Raw genomic sequence first — 21,597 nt, 5'->3', positions numbered from 1 at the left:
TTACGATAAGAAAGCCCCGCCCGAACGAGTTCGGACGGGGCCGCATTCCTGCCTGCGGTACAGGCTCAGAACAGGACGGGCTCGTCCTCGGCGGGTGCGTACATGTTGATTTCCATGCCGCAAGCGATCTCGGTCAGGATAGGTTTGGTCCAGGCCATGTTGTGCTCCTCCTACATGCCGGTGGCGCCGCTACAGAAGGCGACTGGATTCAAATCTAGTATAGAGACAGGATGAATCAACACGACAAAGGTCGCAAGGTCGTGACCATTTCGTGAAGACGGGCCGCAAAAGGGGACGGAAGGACGATGTTTCACCTGGTTCTGGGCGTCTGTCTGGCGATGGCCGCCGATCAATGCGGCCAGGTTCTGCTGCCCCAGGGCGATTCGGCGACGGCCCAGGGGTGCCGAACGCAGGCCGCGCAGGTCGCGGATGCGTGGCTGGCCGCGCGGCCCGAACTGACCGGCAGTGCGCCGGAATGCCGCGCCAATGCCGATCTTCCGGCGCTGGACCTGCAGCAGGTCGCGCGGGGCGTTCATGTCCATTTCGGCGATTCTCACCAGATGGAGGAGACCCCGGACGGGCGCATCGCCAACCTGGGGGTGATCATCGGCCGCGATGCGGTCGCGGTGATCGATGCGGGCGTGTCGCGGGCGCAGGCGCAGGACCTCTATGTGGCGATCCGGAGGATCACCGACCTTCCGGTGCAGCACCTGATCCTGACCCACATGCATCCAGACCACGTGCTGGGCGCGCAGGTGCTGTCCGAGGTCGGGGCCCGCATCACCGCGCATCACGCCCTGCCGCAGGCGCTTCAGGCGCGGGCGGCGGGGTATCTTGACGCGCTGGTTGGTCTTTACCCGGCCCCGGACTGGATCGGCACGCAGGTGGTCATGCCCGACGACCTGGTCGATGACCGCCGCCAGATCGACCTGGGCGATCGGTCCCTGCTACTGCGGGCATGGCCCGCGGCCCATACCGACAGCGACCTGACCGTGCTGGACCGCAGGACGAATACGCTGTTCACCGGCGATCTGCTGTTCCGGGACCTGACGCCGGTGGTGGACGGATCGCTGCTGGGATGGCTGGAATGGCTGGACAGCGACCCGGCACGCGGCGCAGGCTTGATCGTGCCCGGACACGGACCGGCCAGCGAATCATGGGCTGACGCATCGGCACCCCAGACCGCATTATTGAAAGCGCTTGCGACCGCGACGCGCCGGGCCATTCAGGACGGGTTGCCCCTGTCGCAGGCCGTGCCCGCCATCGCCAATGCATTGCAGCCGATGCAGAATTCATGGAATTCCTATCCAGAGACGGTGGCGCGGAACGCAACCGCGGCCTACAAGGAACTGGAATGGGAATGAGAAGCGTTTGACAGGTTCGCCAGAACTGGCAAATGTTCGCGTTAACATCCGGGCGAAACAGGTCCGGGGACTTTCAGGGAGGAAGACTTGAAAACCGCATTGTACACGACCGCTGCGATCATCGCGCTGACCGCGGGCAGCGCGCAGGCGCAGCTGGTGATCGAACCGGGCAGCGACGACCGCATCAACTGGGCCAGCCTGGACGAGTTCAAAGCCGCGCATTCCGACCTTGAGGGGCAGAGCTTCAACATTCTGGGCCCCTGGCTGGGCGGCGACCAGGAGCTGTTCCAGTCGGTCATCGCCTATTTCAACGAGGCGACCGGCGCGCAGGCGAACTATTCCGGTTCCGACAGCTTCGAGCAGCAGATCGTCATCGACAGCGAGGCCGGATCGCCCCCCGATGTCGCGGTCTTTCCGCAGCCGGGCCTGGCCTCGGATCTGGCCGAAAAGGGCTTCCTGCGCCCCCTTGGCGAGGAGACGGCGCAATGGCTGACCGACAACTATGCCGCGGGCGAAAGCTGGGCGGCGCTGGGCACCTATGCGGGCCCCGACGGGACCGAGGCACTGTACGCCTTCCCGTACAAGGCCGACGTCAAGTCGCTGGTCTGGTACGTCCCCGAGAACTTCGAGGATGCCGGTTATGAGATCCCCGAGACCTACGAGGACCTGAAGGCCCTGACCGAGCAGATCGCCGAGGAGGGAGAGACCCCCTGGTGCATCGGCCTGGGATCGGGCGGCGCCACCGGCTGGCCCGCGACCGACTGGGTCGAGGACCTGATGCTGCGCACTGCCACGCCCGAGGATTACGACGCCTGGACGACCAATGCGATGCCGTTCAACGACCCCAAGGTCGTGGCCGCGATCGACGAGTTCGGCTGGTTCGCCAAGAACCCCGATTTCGTCGCGGGCGGCGTCGGATCGGTCAGCGCGACCGATTTCCGCGAAAGCCCCGCCGGCCTGTTCGACAGCCCGCCCGCCTGCTACTTGCACCGTCAGGCCAGCTTCATCACGACCTTCTTCCCTGAGGGCACGGTCGTGGGGGAGGATGCCGACTTCTTCTACATGCCCGCGCCCGCATCGGGTGACCTGGGCCAGCCCGTCCTGGGCGGCGGCACCATGTTCGCGGTCCTGTCGGACAACCCCGCCGCGATGGCCTTCGTCGAGTTCCTGAAGACCCCCGTCGCGCACGAGATCTGGATGGCGCAGCAGGGCTTCGTCACGCCCTATACCGGCGCCAATGTCGAGGCCTATGACGATCCGACCGTCCGCCGCATGGGGCAGATCCTGCTGGACGCGACGGTCTTCCGGTTCGACGGGTCGGATCTGATGCCCGGCGCGATCGGCGCGGGGGCGTTCTGGACCGGGATGATCGATTTCGTCGGCGGCGCCTCGGCACAGGACGTCGCGGACAAGATCCAGGCCAGCTGGGCTTCGCTGAACTGACGACGACCGGCGCGGCGGCCGCGACGTCGCCGCGCCCCATGATCCAGGGGGGAGACCGGGAATGGAATTGCTGTGGTTGGCGGTCAGCACGATCGCGATCGGGGTCTTTGGCTGCGTGGCCTGGTTCTGGGGGTCGAACTGGCTGCTGGACCGCATCTATCCGCCGCGCGGGGCGCAGGCGGGCGACAACATCCGGCGGGCGAACCAGATCCGCCCCTGGCTGTTCCTGGGGCCCGCGATCCTGTTCCTGACGACCTATCTGGTCTATCCGGTGCTGGACAGCTTCTGGCGGTCGCTGTTCAATTCGAACGGATCGCAGTTCGTCGGCCTGGACAACTATGTCTGGCTGGTGAACGACGGCAAGTTCCGGGAATCCATGCTGAACAACATGGCCTGGCTGCTGGTCGTGCCGGCCCTGTCCACGCTGTTCGGCCTGCTGGCTGCGCAGCTGACCGACCGGCTGAAATGGGGCAACATCGGCAAGTCGCTGATCTTCATGCCCATGGCCATCAGCTTTGTCGGCGCGGGCGTGATCTGGAAGTTCATCTATGAATACCGCGCCTCGGGCGAGACGCAGATCGGCCTTCTGAACTGGATCGTGACCCAGCTGGGTGGAGAGCCGCAGATCTGGCTGACCCTGCCGGTGTGGAACAACCTTCTGCTGATGATCGTGCTGGTCTGGATCCAGACTGGCTTCGCGATGGTCATCCTGTCGGCCGCCCTGCGCGGCATCCCCGAGGAGACGATCGAGGCCGCCATTCTGGACGGCGCATCCCCCCTTCAGGTGTTCTTCAAGATCAAGGTGCCGCAGATCATGGGCACCATCGCGGTGGTCTGGACCACCATCACTATCGTCGTGCTGAAGGTCTTCGACATCGTCTTCGTCATGACCAACGGGCAATGGGGCACGCAGGTGCTGGCGAACCTGATGTATGACTGGATGTTCCGCGGCACGCCCGATTACGGGCGCGGGTCGGCCATCGCCATCGTCCTGATGATCCTGGTCACCCCGATCATGGTCTGGAATATCTACAACGCACGCAAGGAGGTCCGCTGATGGAGGGGATGGCTGGACAGAAGTCGTCGCTGGCCTGGGCGGTCAACATCGCGGCCTTCCTGCTGGTGCTGCTGTGGACGATCCCGACGCTGGGCCTGTTCGTGTCGTCGTTCCGCGACCGCGACCAGATCTCGACCTCGGGGTGGTGGCAGTCGTTCTCGGGCTCGGTGCAGACCGGTTTCGTGCGTTCGGGCACGGCCGAGGACCAGGTGCAGGAGGGCGATCTCTATGTGATCCAAGGCAGCGCTTTGGAGGGCACGCAGGAGTTGACCGCTTGGGGCACCAGCGCGCGCCAGCCCGATGCCAACGCCCCCGGCGACACCGTCGAGCTGGAGCCGGGGATCGATCTGACCGTGGCCGAGGACGGCAGCTATCGCATGACCTCGGCCCAGCCCTTCGAGATGCGGCGCGGTGAACGGATCTTCACCACAACCCTGTCGCCGCCGGCCTTCACGACCGACAACTATTCCCGGGTTCTGACCGCAGGCGGGCTGGGGCGCGCCTTCATGAACACCATGACGGTGACGATCCCCGCCACCGTCATCCCGATCCTGATCGCGGCCTTTGCGGCCTATGCGCTGGCCTGGATGCAGTTTCCGGGCCGGGCCCTGCTGACGGCCTGCGTGGTGGGGCTTCTGGTCGTGCCGCTGCAGGTGGCGCTGATCCCATTGCTGCGGCTGCACAACGAACTGGGCATCGGCAAGGGATACCTGGGCATCTGGCTGGCGCATACTGGGTTCGGCCTGCCGCTGGCGGTCTATCTGCTGCGAAACTACATGGTCGGCCTGCCACGAGAGGTCATCGAGAGCGCCCGCGTCGACGGCGCGACCGAATTCCAGATCTTCCGCCGGATCATCCTGCCGCTGTCCTTCCCCGCCCTGGCCAGTTTCGCGATCTTCCAGTTCCTGTGGGTCTGGAACGACCTGCTGGTGGCCACGGTGTTCCTGGGCAACACGCGCGAACAGCTGGTCATGACGGGCCTGCTACGAGAGCTGATGGGATCGCGCGGAGGTGAATGGGAGATCCTTGCAACTTCGGCCTTTATCTCGATAGCGGTGCCGCTGCTGGTGTTCTTTGCCATGCAGAAATATCTGGTCCGCGGATTGCTGGCCGGCTCCGTGAAAGGTGGATGAACTTGACTGAACAGACGACGGATTGGTGGAAGGGCGGGATCATCTATCAGATCTACCCGCGCAGCTTTCAGGACACGACCGGCAGCGGCACGGGCGATCTGGCGGGCATCGCCCAGCGTCTGCCCTATGTGGCGTCCCTGGGGGTCGATGCGGTCTGGATCTCTCCGTTCTTCACCTCTCCGATGAAGGATTTCGGCTACGACGTCAGCGATTACTGCGGCATCGACCCGATCTTCGGCACGATGGAGGATTTCGACTGGCTGGTCCAAAGCGCGCACGAGCTGGGTCTGAAGGTCATGATCGACCTGGTGATGTCGCATACCTCGGACCAGCATCCCTGGTTCAAGGAAAGCCGCGCCAGCCGCGACAACCCGAAATCGGACTGGTATGTCTGGTCGGACCCGCGCCCGGACGGCACCCCGCCCAACAACTGGCTGTCGATCTTCGGCGGCAGCGCGTGGCAGTGGGATGCGCGGCGGGAACAGTATTTCCTGCACAACTTCCTGTCGTCGCAGCCGGACCTGAACTTTCACAACCCCGCCGTCCAGGACGCCCTGATCGAGATGGCGCGGTTCTGGCTGGACAAGGGCGTCGACGGCTTCCGGCTGGACACGATCAACTTCTATTTCCACGACGCCCAGCTGCGCGACAACCCGCCCCTAGCGCCGGAACTGCGCAAGTCGGACACGGCCCCCGCCGTGAACCCCTACAACCACCAGAGCCACCGCTTCAGCAAATCGCAGCCCGAGAACCTGGCCTTCCTTGAACGGTTCCACCAGGCGCTGGTGCCCTATGGCGCCGCCGTCGTGGGCGAGATCGGCGACAGCGAGCGCGGGCTGGAACTGCTGGAGGAGTATACCGGCGTGCCGGGCCGGGTGCAGATGTCCTATGTCTTCGACTTCCTGTCGGGTGACGACCTGCCCGCCGCGCGCGTGGTCGAGGTGTTCGACAAGCTGCACGACATCGCGCCCAACGCCTGGCCCTGCTGGGCCATGTCGAACCATGACGTGGTGCGCCACGTCACGCGCTGGAACCTGCCGGACCAGGCGGCCAAGGCCTATGCGACGGTGCTGTTATGCCTGCGCGGGTCGGTCTGCCTGTACCAGGGAGAGGAACTGGGCCTGCCCGAGGCCGAGCTGCGCTTCGAGGATCTGCGCGATCCCTATGGCATAGAGTTCTGGCCCGAGTTCAAGGGCCGCGACGGTTGCCGGACGCCGATGGTCTGGGACATGGGCGTGAACGGCGGTTTCTCGACCAGCCAGCCCTGGCTGCCGGTGCCGCATACGCATCTGCAGCGCACCGTCGTCAGCCAGGAGGCCGACGCCCAGTCCATGCTGCACCATTATCGCTGGGCGGTCGGCCTGCGCCGCAAGCACAGCGCATTGCGCTGCGGAAACATGACAGACATCAAGGCCGAGGGGCCGGTGCTGTCCTTCCGCCGCCGTGACGACAAGCAGACCCTGCTGATCCGCGCCAACCTGTCCGACGACGATGCGGGCGGGCTGATGCCGTGGCAGGTCCAGATCATCGAAGGGTAGGGGAGGAAGACCGCAAATGGCCGATCTGAAACTGACGGACGTCGCCAAGTCCTATGGCGACGTGCAGGTGCTGAGGGACATCGACCTGGACATCCGTTCCGGAGAGTTCATCGTCTTTGTCGGGCCGTCCGGCTGCGGGAAATCCACGCTCTTGCGCATGATCGCGGGCCTGGAGCAGATCACCGGGGGAGAGCTGAAGATCGGCGGGCAGGTGATGAACGACATCCCGCCCAGCCAGCGCGGCATCGCGATGGTGTTCCAGTCCTATGCGCTTTACCCGCACATGACGGTCCGCGACAACATGGCCTTCGCGCTGAAGATCGCGGGCCAGTCCAAGGAGCAGATCCAGGCCGCCACCGACCGCGCCGGCAAGATGCTGCAGCTGACGCCCTATCTGGACCGCCTGCCCAAGGCGCTGTCGGGCGGCCAGCGTCAGCGCGTGGCCATCGGGCGGGCCATCGTGCGCGACCCCAAGGTCTATCTGTTCGACGAACCGCTGTCGAACCTGGACGCCGCCCTGCGCGTCGCCACCCGGATCGAGATCGCGCAGCTGAAGGCCTCGATGCCCGACCGCACGATGATCTATGTCACCCACGACCAGACCGAGGCGATGACCCTGGCCGACCGCATCGTGGTGCTGGCCGGCGGCGGCATCGCCCAGGTCGGCGCGCCGCTGGAGCTGTACGAGCGTCCGATGACCGAATTCGTGGCCCAGTTCATCGGCAGCCCGGCGATGAACCTGCTGCCCGGGCGGGTCAAGACCGTGGGCGCCATGACCACCGTCGCGCTGGACGTGGGCCTAGAGGCGCAGGTCGCCATCCCGACCCGTGCCGGCGACGAAGGCATGGTCGTCAACCTGGGCGTCCGCCCCGAGGACATGCGCGAGACCGACGGCACCCCGGTCTTCGAGGGGACCGTCGATCTGACCGAGGCCCTGGGAGAGGTCACGCTGCTGTACTTCGGCACCGGGGCCGAGACCGCGCCGATCACCGCCAAGCTGCCGGGCATCCACCCGGACCTGAAGGGCAAGCGGGTCCGGCTGACCGCCGATCCCCATGCGCTGCACCTGTTCCACAAAGGACAATCACTGCTGTACCGGGACGGCGCCGACCGCCTGCCGCCCTATCAGCCGCGCATGGCTGCGCCCTCGGGCAGCATGGGCGGCACGCCCGCGCAGTCGGATCGCGGTCCGGACCGGGCAATGGACGGGATGGTCATCCCCGAGGGCCCGGTACGCTGAGCCCCGGGGCGCGACCAAAGTCGCAGATCGCGCCCCGCAAACCGTGCTATACTTTCCCCATCCTGAGGGGGAGACCATGACCGAACGCAACCACGCGGAGCTTGTGGCCGCGCAGTCGCAGTCACGCAGCGCCACCTCGGCGCTGGCCGCATCCTGGCGGCGGTCCATGCTGAAGCACGGGCTGGACCCCGCCGACCGCCGCCGCCCGGATCGCCTGTCCGACAGCGAACTGGCCGACCGCCATCAGGCGATGCAGGCCTTCCTGAACGTCGCCGGACCGCAGCTGGACCACCTGTACAACCTGGTCGGCCTGTCGGGCTGCAACGTGCTGCTGACCGATGCGCATGGCATCGTGCTGGACCAGCGGGTGTCGGATGCCGACGCCCAGCAGTTCCGCGACTGGGGCCTGTGGCAGGGCGCCGACTGGTCCGAGGCCGCGCAGGGCACCAACGGCATCGGCACCTGCCTGGCCGAGGGTCGGCAGGTGACCATCCACCGTGACGAACATTTCCGTACCCTCAACACCGCGATGTCCTGCATGGACGCGCCGATCTGGGGACCGGACGGGCGGCTGCTGGCCGCGCTGGACGTCAGTTCGGCGCGCGCGGACCAGACCGAACGCTACAACCGGCTGATCTCGGCGCAGGTGGCGCAGACCGCCCGGGCGATCGAATCGCTGTTCTTCCGGATGTCGTTTCCCGACGCGCGCATCGTCGTGGCCTCGGACGATCAGGGCGAACAGGCGGTGCTGCTGGCGGTGGACAAGGATGACCTGGCCATCGGCGCCACCCGCGCCGCCCGTCGCGTCCTGGGGCTGGAGCGCGAGGGTGCGATCCGCCCGCGCCCGGCCGCCGACCTGCTGGGGCGCCAGGACGACCTGACCGGGTTCGACCGGGCCGAACGCGCCGCCGTGATGCGCGCCTTGGCCCGCGCGCAGGGCAACGTTTCGGCGGCCGCGCGCGCGCTTGGGATCGGGCGGGCGACGATGTACAGGCGCATGGCGCGCCTTGGGCTTGGTGAAAATCACGGGGGACTGTCTCACATGTGAGACAGCTTCTGCGCTGCGGCGTGGATCGGCGGTTGCGACGAATCACGCGCTGTCCGACGCTTTGCCCATACCCGGACCGGGAGATCCGGGGGCTGACATCCCGAGGAGGAGGAACCGATGCCGAACGACCAGACGCACGAATTCAAGGGCGTGGGCGTGATGCCCTTTGCCCGCCGTTATGACAACTTCATCGGTGGCGAATGGACGGCGCCCAAGTCGGGCCGCTACTTCACCAACACCACGCCCATCACCGGGGCCGAGATCGGCGAGATCGCCCGGTCCAATGCCGATGACATCGAGGCTGCGCTGGACGCGGCGCACAAGGCCAAGGGGGCCTGGGGCCGCACCTCGACCACCGATCGGTCCAACGCGCTGCTGAAGATCGCCGACCGGATGGAGGCGAACCTGGAGCTGCTGGCCACCGCCGAGACCTGGGACAACGGCAAGCCCATCCGCGAAACGATGGCCGCCGACCTGCCGCTGGCCATCGACCATTTCCGCTACTTCGCGGGCGTCCTGCGCGCGCAGGAGGGCGGCATCTCCGAGATCGACAACGACACCATCGCGTACCATTTCCACGAGCCCCTGGGCGTGGTGGGTCAGATCATCCCGTGGAACTTTCCGCTGCTGATGGCCTGCTGGAAGCTGGCACCCGCGCTGGCCGCCGGCAACTGTGTGGTGCTGAAGCCCGCGGAACAGACCCCGGCCACGATCATGGTCTTTGCCGAGCTGATCGCCGACATCCTGCCGCCGGGCGTGCTGAACATCGTGAACGGTTTCGGCCTGGAGGCGGGCAAGCCGCTGGCGTCGAACCCGCGCATCTCCAAGATCGCCTTCACCGGGGAAACCACCACCGGCCGCCTGATCATGCAGTACGCGTCCGAGAACCTGATCCCGGTCACGCTGGAACTGGGCGGCAAGTCGCCCAACATCTTCATGGAGGATGTCTGCCGCGAGGATGACGATTTCTTCGACAAGGCGATCGAGGGTTTCGTGATGTTCGCGCTGAACCAGGGCGAGGTCTGCACCTGCCCGTCGCGCGCGCTGATCCACGAGAAGATCTATGACCAGTTCATGGAACGCGCGTTGAAGCGCGTCGAGGCCATCGTGCAGGGCGACCCGCGCGACAGCGCGACGATGATCGGCGCGCAGGCCTCGAGCGAGCAGAAGGAGAAGATCCTCTCCTACTTCGACATCGGTCGCAAGGAAGGCGCCGAGGTGCTGATCGGCGGCGAGGCCGCGGATCACGGCGGAGAGCTGTCGGGCGGCTTCTACATCAAGCCGACGGTCTTCAAGGGCCACAACAAGATGCGGGTCTTCCAAGAGGAGATCTTTGGCCCAGTCGTGTCCGTGACCACCTTCAAGGACCAGGACGAGGCGCTGTCGATCGCCAATGACACGCTCTACGGTCTTGGCGCGGGACTGTGGTCGCGCGATGCGAACACCTGCTACCGCTTCGGTCGCGCGATCCAGGCGGGCCGGGTCTGGACCAACTGCTATCACGCCTATCCGGCCCACGCGGCCTTCGGCGGCTACAAGCAGTCGGGCATCGGGCGTGAAAACCACCGCATGATGCTGGACCACTATCAGCAGACCAAGAATATGCTGGTCAGCTACAGCCCCAAGAAGCTGGGCTTCTTCTAACGCGATGCGGGCGGCCTTCGGGTCGCCCGCAACCCGCACCGATCCCGCGGCGTTGGGCCAGACGCCACCTGCGGAGCGCGCCATGCCCAAGGACAGCATCATCGACCCCGAGGACGCCGCGATCAGCGCGGGCCTGACCTATGTGAACGACGACATGCCGGGCATCACGCGCCAGCGGTCGGGCAAGGGGTTCTCGTACAAGGGACCGGACGGGCGCACCATCACCGACAAGGCGGAACGCAAGCGGCTGGCATCGTTGGCCATTCCGCCCGCCTATGTCGACGTCTGGATCTGTCCCGATCCGCGCGGCCACATCCAGGCGACCGGGCGCGACGCCAAGGGCCGCAAGCAGTACCGCTATCACCCCGAATTCCGCGAGCTGCGCGACAGCAGCAAGTACGATCGCATGCTGGATTTCGCGCGCGGCCTGCCGCAGCTGCGCGCGCAGGTCGATGCCGACATGTCGCGCCGCGGCCTGCCGGTGGAGAAGGTTCTGGCGACCATCGTGTTCCTGTTGGAGAACACGATGATCCGCGTGGGCAACACCCGCTATGCGCGCGAGAATAAGTCGCACGGGCTGACCACGCTGCGGATGCGGCATGTCACGCTGGACGGCAATCAGGTCCGCTTCAAGTTCAAGGGCAAGTCGGGCAAGGAATGGAACCTGGGCCTGCGCGACCGCCGCGTTGCCCGCATCATCCGTGCCGTGCAGGAGATCCCCGGCCAGCACCTGTTCCAATATGTGGACGACGACGGCACGCGCCGCCAGGTCACCTCGACCGAGGTGAACGACTATCTGCGCCAGATCACCGGGCGGCAGGTCACCGCCAAGGATTTCCGAACCTGGACCGGCACGGTCCTGGCCGCCCTTGCATTGGCCGAATACGAGAAGGCCGACAGCGAGGCAGCCGCCAAGCGCAACGTGCGCGATGCCATTGAATCGGTTGCTGCGCGGCTTGGCAACACGCCCACCATCTGCCGCCAGTGCTATGTGCACCCCCAGATCATCGACGCCTATCTGGCCGACGAGTTGCGGCTGGAGCTGGCGGACACGATCGACGACACCCTGACCCAGACTGACCTGCGCCCCGAAGAGACGCAGGTCCTGCGGTTCCTCAAGAAAAGGCTGAAGACATGAGCACCGTCACCGCCACCCCCGCCGCGCTGGAACTGATCGCCGAGATCGTGGCCGATCACGGCCCGGTCCTGTTCCACCAGTCGGGCGGCTGCTGCGACGGGTCGTCGCCGATGTGCTATCCCCAAGGCGATTTCCGCGTGGGCGAACGCGACGTGCAGCTGGGAGAGATCGGCGGCGCGCCCTTCTACATTTCGGCCAGCCAGGCCGAGGCGTGGGCCCATACCGACCTGATCATCGACGTGGTGCCGGGGCGGGGCGGCATGTTCAGTCTGGACAACGGTCGCGAGAAGCGGTTCCTGACCCGGTCAGAGATGTGCAGCATCTAGCGCCAAGCAGCGTTGTGACCAAGGCCGCGCTGCGCTAGACACGGGCGACACCTGCGAAAGGCTTGCCCCATGACCCACAGCGTCTTCATCGATGGCGAGGCCGGCACCACCGGCCTGCAGATCCGCGACCGCCTGCTGGGACGCGACGACATCCGCTTGGTCCAGCTGGACCCCGCGATGCGCAAGGACCCGCAGGCCCGCGCCGACTGCTTTGCGCAGGCCGATGTCGCGATCCTGTGCCTTCCGGACGCCGCCGCGCGCGAGGCCGTGACCCTGACGGCCGACATGGACGTGCGCCTGATCGACGCCTCGACCGCGCACCGGATCGATCCGGACTGGGTCTTCGGCTTTCCCGAACTGGCCCCCGAGATGCGCGAGCGCATCGCCGCCGCGCGGCTGGTCAGCAATCCGGGCTGCTATTCGACCGGCGCGATCGCCATCGTGGCCCCGCTGGTCGCTGCCGGCCTGATCGACGAGACCGAGGCGCTGTCGATCAACGCCGTCAGCGGCTATACCGGCGGCGGCAAGGCAATGGTCGCGGATTTCGAGGCGGGCACCGCGCCCGTGCATTTCATCTATGGCCTGGACCAGCGCCACAAGCACATCCCCGAGATCATGACCCATGGCGGCCTGCTGCTGCAGCCGGTCTTCGCGCCTTCGGTCGGGAACTTTGCCCAGGGCATGGCGGTCCAGCTGCCGCTGCAGCTGGATGACGACCGCAGCGTCGCGGCCCTGCACCAGGCGCTGGCCGATCATTACGCGAACGAGGCCTTCGTGCAGGTCGTGCCCGCCGACCAGATCGGCGCCCGCATCGACCCGACCGCGCTGAACGGCAGCAACGTGCTGCGCATCAGCGTGCATGGCGACGATGAGACCGGATGCGCCACGATTGTCGCGGTGCTGGACAACCTGGGCAAGGGCGCATCGGGCGCTGCGGTCCAGAACATGAACATCATGCTGGGCCTGCCCGAGGGCACCAGCCTCTGACGCGCCACGCAATCCTTGCGAAAACGTTAACGACGTTGCGCGATAGGTTTTGACGCCTGTCGTGCGACGTCGTTAATGAATGCCATTCTGTCCCCGCACATGAACGGGGCAGAGCCGATTTTCATGGTTGTTTTGCAAGGGGTTAACGATGGCGCGCGTGCAGGCGTATTCCGGTTTCGACATCACGAACTTTGATCTCAGCGTGTTGTATTACGATGCGTTCAATGTCGAATTCTTTGACAATCTTTATTTCAATTATGACGGACAGCAGTTCGAGGACGTCCTGCTGGTAGATTATTACAGCGGCGGCTACGATTTTGCGACAGTCTTCGGCGGCAGCGGCTTTCGTGTGACTGGTGGGGACATCACGGGTGGAACCGTCACTCTGATCGGCGGGGCCGCCAATATTGGCGGACATTACTACGATCAATGGCAGATCGACCAGCTGAGGGTGCCGCTGGCAGATATCTACAACGCGTCCATGACATTCTCGCGTGTCGATGATCAGCGGATCATCGAACGGATGCTGTCTGGCAACGACGTCTTCACCCTAAGCTTCGAAGACGACCGCGCCTTCGGGATGGCGGGCGACGATACGCTGTACGGCAATGGCGGCAACGACATCCTTGGCGGCGGGATCGGCCATGACGCGCTGTATGGCGGCGCCGGCCTGGACCGGGTGCTGATGGATGCGGGCAATGACGTGATCGACGGCGGTTCGGGCGTCGATACGGTCGTCCTGCAGGGCGCCACGGGTGGCCACATCGACCTGGCGGTGACCGGGCGGCAGGACACCCGCCATGGCCTGGACATCATCCGCGGGGTCGAGAATGCCGAAGGCGGCGCCGGCCATGACGTGCTGCTGGGCAACGGGCAGGGAAACCTGATGCGTGGCAACGCGGGCAATGATCGGCTGGAAGGGCGCGCGGGCAACGACACGCTGGAGGGCGGGTTCGGCAATGACCGTCTGCATGGCGGGCAGGGGGCGGATCGGCTGGCGGGCGGAGCGGGCAACGACACCCTGATCGGCGGACAGGGGGCGGATCTGCTGACCGGGGGCGTCGGGGCGGATACGTTCGTCTTCGGGTCGATGGCCGACAGCCAGAGCGCCCAGACCGACCTGATCCTTGATTTCCGGCGCGGCAGCGATCGAATCGACCTGTCCGGCATCGATGCGGACTGGCGGACCCCCGGAAACCAGGCGTTCCACATGACCGACAGCTTCGAGCCCGGGCAGGGTGCACAATTGATGGTGCAGTATGTCCCGCAGACCAGCGTGACGCGTGTGATGATGGACGCGAACGGAGATGGCCGCGTGGACGGGATGATCCGCCTGTCAGGCCAGCTGTCGCTGACCGAGGCAGATTTCATTCTGTAGACGGATGATCCGGATCTGGTGGAGCCGAGGGGAATCGAACCCCTGACCTCGTCATTGCGAACGACGCGCTCTACCAACTGAGCTACGACCCCAACGCTGTTTTGATCGCGTGGGCGGCGCGGTTTGTCAAGTGGGCCGCGCCGCCCTGTTCATCACTTGGGCAGGGTGAAGGCGATCAGCTGATCGGCCACCTGCGGCTTGATGATGGAATTGCCACCGACGGCAAAGACCACGTATTGCTGGCCATCATGATCATAGACCGCGGGGATCGACACGGCCGGGGCGTCGACCTGAGCCTTCCACAACACGTCGCCGGTGGCGGCGTCCAGCGCGCGCACCCGGGCGTCCATCGACGCGCCGATGAAGATCAGCCCGGACGCCGTCACGACCGGCCCGCCGATGGTGGGCGAACCCCAGCTTTCCGGCATGTAGAAGCCCCATTGCTGCGTCTGTCCAAAGGGACGCTCCCACAGCGTTTCACCCGATTTCAGGTCGATGGCGGACATCAGACCATAGGGTGGCTTCCAGCAGGGCATGCCGATCGGGTTCAGGAAGTTGGTCAGGCTGAACCCGTAGGGCGTGCCGGTCATCGGGAACAGGCCGCCCTCGGCCTCGCTGCCGCCGCTGGTCATGGTGTCGTAATCCTCGCGCTCGATCAGCTGATAGATCTGCGCCACGCGAGAGCTGTTGATATAGAGGATGCCGCTTTCCGGATCGACCGCGCCGCCGCCCCATTGAAAGCCGCCCGCTGTGGCCGGATAGGCCAGCGTCCCTTCCAGGCTGGGCGGAGTGTAACGGCCCTCATAGCGCAGCTCGTCGAACTTGTGCGAGCAATAGCCGAAGGACGCGATGTCGGCCAAGCCGAACACGCCGCCCCAGTCATCGCCGATGGGCGATTTCGGCAGGGTCGGAATGGGCTGCGTCGGGGACGAGACCTCTCCCTCGACATCCGTCGCGGGGACGGGGGTGTCTTCGATCGGAAAGATCGGCTCTCCGGTCAGGCGATTCAGAACGAAGGCATAGCCCATCTTGGTCGGCTGGACCAAGGCGGGGGTGCTGCCCCCCTCACCGGGGATATCCACAAGGGTTGGTGCCGCAACGGTGTCGTAATCCCAGATGTCGTGGTTTACCAACTGGCGCGACCACACGACCTCTCCGGTGTCGCCATTCACCGCGGTGACCGAGGTCGCCAGGGGGATCGGGTCGGTGCGCGTCCCGCCATAGAAATCCGCACTGGGGCTGGAGACGGGCAGGAAGGCCAGACCGTTCTCCTCGTCGACCGACATGGCGGTCCAGACGTTCGAGGTGCCGGTCACGCCGTCGTAATCCTCGGGGATCGAATGGAAGGTCCAGTCCAGTTCGCCGGTGCGCGCGTCGACGGCAAAGACCGACCCCAGGGGGTTCGCTGCGTCGTGCCAGTCCTTGCCCGCCCAACCCAGCAGCAGCTTGTCGCGAAAGACGGTGGGCGGCTGCAGCTGCGACAGCGGAAAGTTCGCGTCGGGCTTGTTCCACTGGTTCACGTCCAGGATCCCGCCCTCGCCGAAATCGGCGCACAGTTCCCCGGTATCGGCATCCACCGCATGCAGTTCGGCGTCCATCGTGCCGATATAGACCCGCCGGGCGCAGGGTCCGTCGCCCTCTCCCTCCCAATAGGTCACGCCGCGGTTCTTCAGTTCGGGCTGGGACAGGGGCTCCAGCGTGGTGTCGTCGGGCTCATACGTCCAGGCGATCTCTCCGGTGTCGGGATGAACGGCCAGGATGCGATAGAAGGGCGTGCCGACATACAGCAGGTCGTTGGCCAGAATCGGCGTCGCAGACCAGACCGTGCCCGGAATATCGCCCGACCCGTCGGAGACATCCCCCGTGTGGATCTCCCACGCCATTTCAAGATCGCCGACGTTCTCGGGGGTAATCTGGGTGGAGGCGCTGTATTTCTGCGCCATGCCGTTTCCGTGGAAACCGGTCCATTCGGTCTGTTGTGCATGGGCGGCGGGGGCCAGCAGGATCAGGGCGGGAAGGATGCGGATCATGGCGGTTACCTCGCGACCAGAATGAAGATCAGCCACAGGGCCAGTGTCAGCGCGATGGCCAGCATCAGCCAGCCCTGCATCAGGAACCACGCGCAGATCAGCGTCAGCAGCCCCCCGATCAGGATCATCACCGCGACGAAGGTGCGGAACCGGCCCGGCGACAGACGCCCGACCAGCAGCGCGGCAATGCTCAGCGCGACCATGCCAAGGATGGCCAGCCCGGCGCCGGCGGTTCCGGTGATGCCCGATCCGCGCTGGAAGAAGGCCAGGACGGCCAGGACCAGGCCGATCACGGCAGGGACCGCCATCAGATTGGCGACCAGCTCCTCTCGGGCGCGGTGGGCGGGGGGCAGGGTGTCGGGCATCGGGACCTCTGGCATGGGGTCTGACCGGCGCGATCACGGGGCCGTGTCAGATCGTGACATGCAAGGGCAATGCCCGGGGCGGGGCAGGGTTCCCCCCAAGGCCCGGATTTCGGGCCCTGGGGGCTGGCATCGCCTATTCGGCAGCCTCGGCATAGGCTTCCAGCGGCGGGCAAGTGCAGATCAGGTTGCGGTCGCCATGGGCATTGTCCACGCGACCGACCGGCGGCCAGTACTTGTCCACGCGGAACGCACCTGCCGGGAAACAGCCCTGTTCGCGCGAATAGGGGCGGTCCCAATCGCGGACCAAATCCTCGACCGTATGCGGCGCGTGGCGCAACGGGCTTTGATCCGCGGCAATGCGACCCTCGGCCACGTCGGTGATCTCGTCGCGGATTGCCAGCAGCGCGGTGATGAAACGGTCGATCTCGGCCTTGGTTTCGCTCTCAGTGGGCTCAACCATCAGCGTGCCGCTGACCGGCCAGCTCATCGTGGGGGCGTGGAAGCCGTTGTCGATCAGGCGCTTGGCGATGTCGTCCACCGTCACGCCATGTTCGGCAAAGGGCCGCGTGTCGATGATGCACTCATGCGCCACCCGGCCGCGATTGCCCATGAACAGGATCGGATAGGCCCCGGCCAGCCGCGCCGCGATATAGTTCGCGTTCAGGATCGCCACGCGGGTGGCCTGGGTCAGGCCTTCGCCGCCCATCATCAGGCAATAGGCCCAGCTGATCAGCAGGATCGACGCCGACCCATAGGGCGCCGCCGACACGGCGCCTTCGCCACCCTGCGGATCGCCGGGCAGGAAGGGCGCCAGATGCGCCTTGACCCCGATCGGCCCCATGCCGGGACCGCCGCCGCCATGCGGGATGGCAAAGGTCTTGTGCAGGTTCAGGTGGCTGACATCGCCGCCGATTTCCCCCGGCTTCACCAGGCCGACCAGCGCGTTCATGTTCGCGCCGTCGATATAGACCTGCCCGCCATGGTCATGCGTGATGTCGCAGACCTGCCGCACCGTGTCCTCGAAGACGCCATGCGTGCTGGGATAGGTGATCATCACCGCCGCCAGACGGTCGCCCGCCTTGGCCGCCTTGTCGGCGAAATCCTCCAGGTCGATGTCGCCGTTCGGGGCGGATTTCACCACCACGACCTGCATCCCGCACATCTGCGCCGATGCCGGGTTCGTACCATGCGCCGAGACCGGGATCAGGCAGATGTCACGCTCCTCGCCCCGCGCCTTGTGATAGGCCTGGATGGTCAGCAGACCGGCATACTCCCCCTGCGCGCCGCTGTTCGGCTGCATGGAGAAGGCGTCGTATCCGGTGATCACGCACAGCTTCTGGGTCAGGTCCGCGATGGCCTCGTGATACCCCGCCGCCTGATCCGCCGGCGCAAAGGGATGCAGCGCGCCGAACTCGGGCCAGGTGATCGGCATCATCTCGGCCGCGGCGTTCAGCTTCATGGTGCAGCTGCCAAGCGGGATCATCGCCCGGTCCAGCGCCAGGTCCCGGTCCGACAGACGGCGCATGTAGCGCATCATCTCGGACTCGGCGCGGTTCATGTGGAAGACCGGATGGGTCAGGTACTCGCTCTCGCGCAGCAGCGCTTCGGGGATCGCGGGTGCGGTCGCCGCCGGTGCCGCATCGGTGATCCCGAACGCGTCCAGCAGGCGAACGATCACGCCCGCATCGGTCGTCTCGTCCACGCTGATGCCCACGCGGTCGCGGCCCACCTTGCGCAGGTTGATGCCGCGATGACGCGCGGCGGCCATGATGCCCTGCTGTCCCACGCCCACCTTGACGGTGATGGTGTCGAAGAACGCCTCCGGCGCGACCTCGGCCCCCGCCGCATGCAGGGCATCGGCCACCGTCACCGCGTGCAGATGCACCCGCTGCGCGATGGCACGCAGGCCCACCGGCCCGTGGAACACCGCATAGAATCCCGCCATCACCGCCAGCAGCGCCTGCGCGGTGCAGACATTGCTGGTGGCCTTCTCACGGCGGATATGCTGCTCGCGCGTCTGCAAGGACAGGCGCAGCGCCTGATTGCCCGAACTGTCGATGCTAACTCCGACGATGCGCCCCGGCATCGCCCGCTTCAGCGCGTCGCGGCAGGACATGAAGGCCGCATGCGGCCCGCCATAGCCCATCGGTACGCCAAAGCGCTGCGACGATCCGACGGCGATGTCGGCACCCATCGCGCCCGGCTCCTTCAGCACGCACAGCGCCAGAAGGTCGGTCGCGACAATCGCCAGCGCGCCCGCGGCATGCAGCGCCTCGATCTCGGCGGTCAGGTCGCGGACATGCCCATAGGTGCCGGGATACTGGAACACCGCGGCAAAGACCTGATCCGCCACCAGATCATCGACCGAACCCTTGATGATGCGAATGCCCAAAGGCGCCGCCCGCGTCTCGATCACCGCGATGGTCTGCGGGTGCAGGTCATGGGCGACAAAGAACGCGTCTGCCTTGGACTTCGACTGCCGCCGCGCCATGGCCATCGCCTCGGCCGCCGCGGTCGCCTCGTCCAGCAGCGATGCGTTCGCCACCGGCAGCCCGGTCAGATCCGCGACCATGGTCTGGAAGTTCAGCAGGGCCTCCAGCCGCCCCTGCGCGATCTCGGGCTGATAGGGGGTATAGGCCGTGTACCAGGCCGGGTTCTCCAGGATGTTGCGCTGGATCGCGGGGGGTGTGACGGTGCCGTAATAACCCTGACCGATCAGGCTGGTCATCACCCGGTTCTTGTCCGCCACCTCACGCATGCGTGCCAGCAGCCCGGCCTCGGACAGCGCCGGCCAGTCCAGCGCATCCGACTGGCGGATCGCCGCGGGCACGGTCTGTTCGATCAGCTGGTCCAGGCTGTCGGCCCCGACCGCCTTCAGCATCTCGGCCATCTCGACCGGGGACGGGCCGATATGCCGGCGGTTCGCGAAATCGTCGGGGTTGTAGTCGGTGGACGTCCAGCGGCTCATCCTGGCCTCCTTGCCGGGCACGCGCGGCGGCGGCCCTTCTTCTTTGTTCAAATACCCTGGGGGTCCGGGGGTGAAACCCCCGGCCGGCGGTCGATCTTCAGTCGACCAGCGCCTTGTAGGCGGCCTCGTCCATGAACCCGTCCAACGCACCGGCATCCGTGGGCTTGATCCGGAAGAACCAGGCGGCCATCGGATCGCCGTTCACGTCGCCGGGGCTGTCCGACAGCGCCTCGTTCACCGCGGTGATCGTGCCCGCTACCGGGGCCGTGATGTCGGACGCGGCCTTGACGCTCTCGATCACCACGATCTCGTCGCCGGCGGACACCTCGCGCCCCTCCTCGGGCAGCTCGATGAACACCACGTCGCCCAGCTGTTCGCTGGCATGCTTGGTGATGCCCACGACGATCTCGTCGCCCTCGGCGCGCAGCCATTCGTGGTCTTCGGTGTATTTCAGCATGATCAGGTCCTTCAGCGTTTATAGGATGGGGTGACGAAGGGCAGGGCGCAGACCGTCAGGGGCATGCGCTTGCCGCGCAGCTCCGCCTGGATCGTGGCGCCCTCGGGGATGTCGGCGGGAATGCGGGCCATGGCGATCGGGCCGCCCACAGACGGTCCGAAGCCGCCCGAACCGACCGTCCCGATGGGCGTCCCGTCATCGGCGAACAGCGCGACTCCCTCACGGATCGGTGCGCGGCCCTCGGGGCGCAGCCCGCGGCGGGTGACGGCGGGCGATCCCAGTTCGGCCAGCACCGCGTCGGCGCCGGGAAACCCGCCCGCCCGTGCGCCACCCGCGCGACGCACCTTGGGGATCGACCAGCCAAGCGCCGCCTGCGCGGGCGTCACGCCCCCGTCCATGTCATGACCGTAAAGCGGCATCCCCGCCTCCAGCCGCAGGCTGTCGCGCGCCCCCAGACCGATGGGCGCCACCTCGGGCTCTGCCAGCAGCGCCCGCGCGAAGTCCTCCAGCCGGGACTCGGGAACCGAGATCTCGAACCCGTCCTCTCCGGTATAGCCCGACCGCGACACCCAAAGCGTCGCCCCATCCCAGTCCAGCGCGGTGCTGTCCATGAATCGCATCGACGCGACCCCCGGCACCAGCCGGGCCAGCGCCGCCTCCGCCTGCGGCCCCTGCAGCGCCACCAGCCCGCGATCCGTCACCGGCGTCACCGTCACGCCCGCCAGACCGCTCAGATGCCCTATGTCCTGTTCCGCACAGGCCGCATTCACGACCAGCAGGTAATGATCGCCCCGGTTGGCGAACATCAGGTCGTCCAGGACCCCGCCCGCATCGTTGGTGAACAGGCCGTAACGCTGCCGCCCGGGCGCCAGGCCCACGACATCTGCGGGGATCAGCGTCTCCAGCGCCGCGGCGGCGGTGGCCATGTCGCCATCATCAGGGGTGACCAGCACCTGTCCCATGTGGCTGACGTCGAACAGCCCGGCCTGCGCACGGGTGTGCAGATGTTCGGCCATCACCCCCATCGGGTACTGCACGGGCATGTCCCAGCCCGCAAAGGGCACCATGCGGGCACCCTGTTCGACATGAAGGTCGTAAAGACCGGTCCGGCGGCTCGTCTCGGCCATCTGGCCTCCTGCGTGTCTGCCGGGCAGCCGGCATCGGTTGGACGGGGAATGCCCCCGTGCGTCGATGCCCCCTCTGTCCGTGCCGGTGCCCCTGTCGGGACTTGGGCGCCTGAGATCGTTATCCCTTCGGCGGGCCTCTCGGCCACTCTCCAGAGTTCTTGGGGAAGACGGTCCTTTTGCCTGAGAGCTTGCCGGGGCGGCTTCTCCTTCGGCCCCGGCGCAGCGCCGGTGTCTCCCGAATTCCTGCCCTCGGTGCTAGCCGCCCCCTTGCGGCAAGGCAAGACCTTTGTCGCAGCCGTGCGTCAAAGCGGCGCTTTCCGCCCAAGGGCCGGGCAGACGTTGACAGGCCCCGCC

18 protein-coding genes, 1 tRNA gene and 1 riboswitch are annotated in these 21,597 nt (G+C 66.3%); of the genes, 12 read left to right on the top strand and 7 right to left on the bottom strand.

Translation table 11 applies throughout. The annotated features are described in order from the left end of the window. Window positions 1-65 precede the first annotated feature (65 nt). Complete coding sequence (pqqA, locus tag FHD67_RS15115; RefSeq protein ID WP_042250260.1) at window positions 66-158, bottom strand: pyrroloquinoline quinone precursor peptide PqqA; 93 nt, start codon at window positions 156-158, stop codon at window positions 66-68. 147 nt (window positions 159-305) lie between these two features. On the opposite strand from pqqA, the gene FHD67_RS15110 reads away from it, so the two are divergent. The 12 genes from FHD67_RS15110 to FHD67_RS15055 all read left to right on the top strand — a co-directional run bounded on the left by FHD67_RS15110 (window position 306) and on the right by FHD67_RS15055 (window position 14,296). Continuing rightward, window positions 306-1,364: a quinoprotein relay system zinc metallohydrolase 2 gene (locus FHD67_RS15110; protein WP_139599177.1), complete on the top strand. Its 1,059-nt coding sequence runs from the start codon at window positions 306-308 to the stop codon at window positions 1,362-1,364. 87 nt (window positions 1,365-1,451) lie between these two features. Continuing rightward, complete coding sequence (locus FHD67_RS15105) at window positions 1,452-2,807, top strand: ABC transporter substrate-binding protein (protein ID WP_046000584.1); 1,356 nt, start codon at window positions 1,452-1,454, stop codon at window positions 2,805-2,807. Between the two features lie 61 nt (window positions 2,808-2,868). Next, the gene (locus FHD67_RS15100; protein ID WP_046000585.1) at window positions 2,869-3,864 is read left to right on the top strand and encodes a carbohydrate ABC transporter permease; all 996 of its coding nucleotides are present in this window, start codon (window positions 2,869-2,871) and stop codon (window positions 3,862-3,864) included. Beyond that, window positions 3,864-4,997, top strand: a complete 1,134-nt coding sequence (locus tag FHD67_RS15095; protein WP_045982319.1) for a carbohydrate ABC transporter permease — start codon at window positions 3,864-3,866, stop codon at window positions 4,995-4,997. Before FHD67_RS15100 ends, FHD67_RS15095 begins: the two co-directional genes overlap by 1 nt. Beyond that, complete coding sequence (locus FHD67_RS15090) at window positions 4,994-6,535, top strand: alpha-amylase family glycosyl hydrolase (protein WP_052715245.1); 1,542 nt, start codon at window positions 4,994-4,996, stop codon at window positions 6,533-6,535. Before FHD67_RS15095 ends, FHD67_RS15090 begins: the two co-directional genes overlap by 4 nt. A 16-nt stretch (window positions 6,536-6,551) precedes the next feature. After that, window positions 6,552-7,775 carry an ABC transporter ATP-binding protein gene (locus FHD67_RS15085; RefSeq protein WP_139599176.1) on the top strand — a complete coding sequence of 408 codons (1,224 nt, stop codon included), beginning with the start codon at window positions 6,552-6,554 and terminating at the stop codon, window positions 7,773-7,775. A 76-nt stretch (window positions 7,776-7,851) separates the two neighbouring features. Further along, entirely contained in the window at window positions 7,852-8,823 is a 972-nt protein-coding gene (locus tag FHD67_RS15080) for a GAF domain-containing protein (RefSeq protein ID WP_246071314.1), read from the top strand. 117 nt (window positions 8,824-8,940) lie between these two features. Continuing rightward, window positions 8,941-10,467: an aldehyde dehydrogenase gene (gene adh / locus FHD67_RS15075; protein WP_046000587.1), complete on the top strand. Its 1,527-nt coding sequence runs from the start codon at window positions 8,941-8,943 to the stop codon at window positions 10,465-10,467. Between the two features lie 82 nt (window positions 10,468-10,549). Further along, the gene (locus FHD67_RS15070; RefSeq protein ID WP_045982351.1) at window positions 10,550-11,605 is read left to right on the top strand and encodes a DNA topoisomerase IB; all 1,056 of its coding nucleotides are present in this window, start codon (window positions 10,550-10,552) and stop codon (window positions 11,603-11,605) included. Beyond that, window positions 11,602-11,931, top strand: a complete 330-nt coding sequence (locus tag FHD67_RS15065; RefSeq protein ID WP_045982321.1) for a DUF779 domain-containing protein — start codon at window positions 11,602-11,604, stop codon at window positions 11,929-11,931. The genes FHD67_RS15070 and FHD67_RS15065 overlap by 4 nt, the downstream gene beginning before the upstream one ends. 69 nt (window positions 11,932-12,000) lie before the next feature. Further along, the gene (argC, locus tag FHD67_RS15060) at window positions 12,001-12,918 is read left to right on the top strand and encodes an N-acetyl-gamma-glutamyl-phosphate reductase (RefSeq protein WP_139599175.1); all 918 of its coding nucleotides are present in this window, start codon (window positions 12,001-12,003) and stop codon (window positions 12,916-12,918) included. A gap of 148 nt (window positions 12,919-13,066) precedes the next feature. Next, window positions 13,067-14,296 (top strand): calcium-binding protein, encoded by a 1,230-nt coding sequence (locus FHD67_RS15055; RefSeq protein WP_139599174.1) that lies wholly within the window; start codon window positions 13,067-13,069, stop codon window positions 14,294-14,296. Between the two features lie 16 nt (window positions 14,297-14,312). Here the strand turns inward: FHD67_RS15055 and FHD67_RS15050 are convergent. The 6 genes from FHD67_RS15050 to gcvT all read right to left on the bottom strand — a co-directional run bounded on the left by FHD67_RS15050 (window position 14,313) and on the right by gcvT (window position 21,243). Beyond that, a tRNA-Ala gene (locus FHD67_RS15050) sits at window positions 14,313-14,388 on the bottom strand. 60 nt (window positions 14,389-14,448) lie between these two features. Continuing rightward, window positions 14,449-16,326 (bottom strand): pyrroloquinoline quinone-dependent dehydrogenase, encoded by a 1,878-nt coding sequence (locus FHD67_RS15045; protein WP_139599173.1) that lies wholly within the window; start codon window positions 16,324-16,326, stop codon window positions 14,449-14,451. Between the two features lie 5 nt (window positions 16,327-16,331). After that, window positions 16,332-16,691, bottom strand: a complete 360-nt coding sequence (locus tag FHD67_RS15040) for a hypothetical protein (RefSeq protein ID WP_139599172.1) — start codon at window positions 16,689-16,691, stop codon at window positions 16,332-16,334. A 133-nt stretch (window positions 16,692-16,824) separates the two neighbouring features. Next, window positions 16,825-19,659 carry an aminomethyl-transferring glycine dehydrogenase gene (gene gcvP, locus FHD67_RS15035; protein ID WP_139599171.1) on the bottom strand — a complete coding sequence of 945 codons (2,835 nt, stop codon included), beginning with the start codon at window positions 19,657-19,659 and terminating at the stop codon, window positions 16,825-16,827. Between the two features lie 97 nt (window positions 19,660-19,756). Then, entirely contained in the window at window positions 19,757-20,116 is a 360-nt protein-coding gene (gene gcvH / locus FHD67_RS15030; protein WP_084693814.1) for a glycine cleavage system protein GcvH, read from the bottom strand. 11 nt (window positions 20,117-20,127) lie between these two features. Next, window positions 20,128-21,243 carry a glycine cleavage system aminomethyltransferase GcvT gene (gene gcvT / locus FHD67_RS15025; protein ID WP_139599170.1) on the bottom strand — a complete coding sequence of 372 codons (1,116 nt, stop codon included), beginning with the start codon at window positions 21,241-21,243 and terminating at the stop codon, window positions 20,128-20,130. Between the two features lie 158 nt (window positions 21,244-21,401). Then, window positions 21,402-21,491, bottom strand: a riboswitch (glycine riboswitch). Window positions 21,492-21,597 lie beyond the last annotated feature (106 nt).

This window comes from Paracoccus haeundaensis (assembly GCF_006239215.1).
Taxonomy (GTDB): Bacteria; Pseudomonadota; Alphaproteobacteria; order Rhodobacterales; family Rhodobacteraceae; genus Paracoccus; species Paracoccus marcusii.
Note: the sequence above shows the minus strand (reverse complement) of the source record. Positions and strands in the feature narration are given on the sequence as shown.

Excerpts from the sequence above, each read along its gene's own strand:
- FHD67_RS15045 (WP_139599173.1), bottom strand. The coding sequence starts at position 16,326 with ATGATCCGCATCCTTCCCGCCCTGATCCTGCTGGCCCCCGCCGCCCAT.
- FHD67_RS15080 (WP_246071314.1), top strand. The coding sequence starts at position 7,852 with ATGACCGAACGCAACCACGCGGAGCTTGTGGCCGCGCAGTCGCAGTCA.
- argC (WP_139599175.1), top strand. The coding sequence starts at position 12,001 with ATGACCCACAGCGTCTTCATCGATGGCGAGGCCGGCACCACCGGCCTG.
- adh (WP_046000587.1), top strand. The coding sequence starts at position 8,941 with ATGCCGAACGACCAGACGCACGAATTCAAGGGCGTGGGCGTGATGCCC.
- gcvP (WP_139599171.1), bottom strand. The coding sequence starts at position 19,659 with ATGAGCCGCTGGACGTCCACCGACTACAACCCCGACGATTTCGCGAAC.
- FHD67_RS15040 (WP_139599172.1), bottom strand. The coding sequence starts at position 16,691 with ATGCCCGACACCCTGCCCCCCGCCCACCGCGCCCGAGAGGAGCTGGTC.
- FHD67_RS15065 (WP_045982321.1), top strand. The coding sequence starts at position 11,602 with ATGAGCACCGTCACCGCCACCCCCGCCGCGCTGGAACTGATCGCCGAG.
- gcvT (WP_139599170.1), bottom strand. The coding sequence starts at position 21,243 with ATGGCCGAGACGAGCCGCCGGACCGGTCTTTACGACCTTCATGTCGAA.
- FHD67_RS15055 (WP_139599174.1), top strand. The coding sequence starts at position 13,067 with ATGGCGCGCGTGCAGGCGTATTCCGGTTTCGACATCACGAACTTTGAT.
- FHD67_RS15100 (WP_046000585.1), top strand. The coding sequence starts at position 2,869 with ATGGAATTGCTGTGGTTGGCGGTCAGCACGATCGCGATCGGGGTCTTT.
- FHD67_RS15070 (WP_045982351.1), top strand. The coding sequence starts at position 10,550 with ATGCCCAAGGACAGCATCATCGACCCCGAGGACGCCGCGATCAGCGCG.
- FHD67_RS15095 (WP_045982319.1), top strand. The coding sequence starts at position 3,864 with ATGGAGGGGATGGCTGGACAGAAGTCGTCGCTGGCCTGGGCGGTCAAC.
- FHD67_RS15090 (WP_052715245.1), top strand. The coding sequence starts at position 4,994 with ATGAACTTGACTGAACAGACGACGGATTGGTGGAAGGGCGGGATCATC.
- gcvH (WP_084693814.1), bottom strand. The coding sequence starts at position 20,116 with ATGCTGAAATACACCGAAGACCACGAATGGCTGCGCGCCGAGGGCGAC.
- pqqA (WP_042250260.1), bottom strand. The coding sequence starts at position 158 with ATGGCCTGGACCAAACCTATCCTGACCGAGATCGCTTGCGGCATGGAA.
- FHD67_RS15085 (WP_139599176.1), top strand. The coding sequence starts at position 6,552 with ATGGCCGATCTGAAACTGACGGACGTCGCCAAGTCCTATGGCGACGTG.
- FHD67_RS15110 (WP_139599177.1), top strand. The coding sequence starts at position 306 with ATGTTTCACCTGGTTCTGGGCGTCTGTCTGGCGATGGCCGCCGATCAA.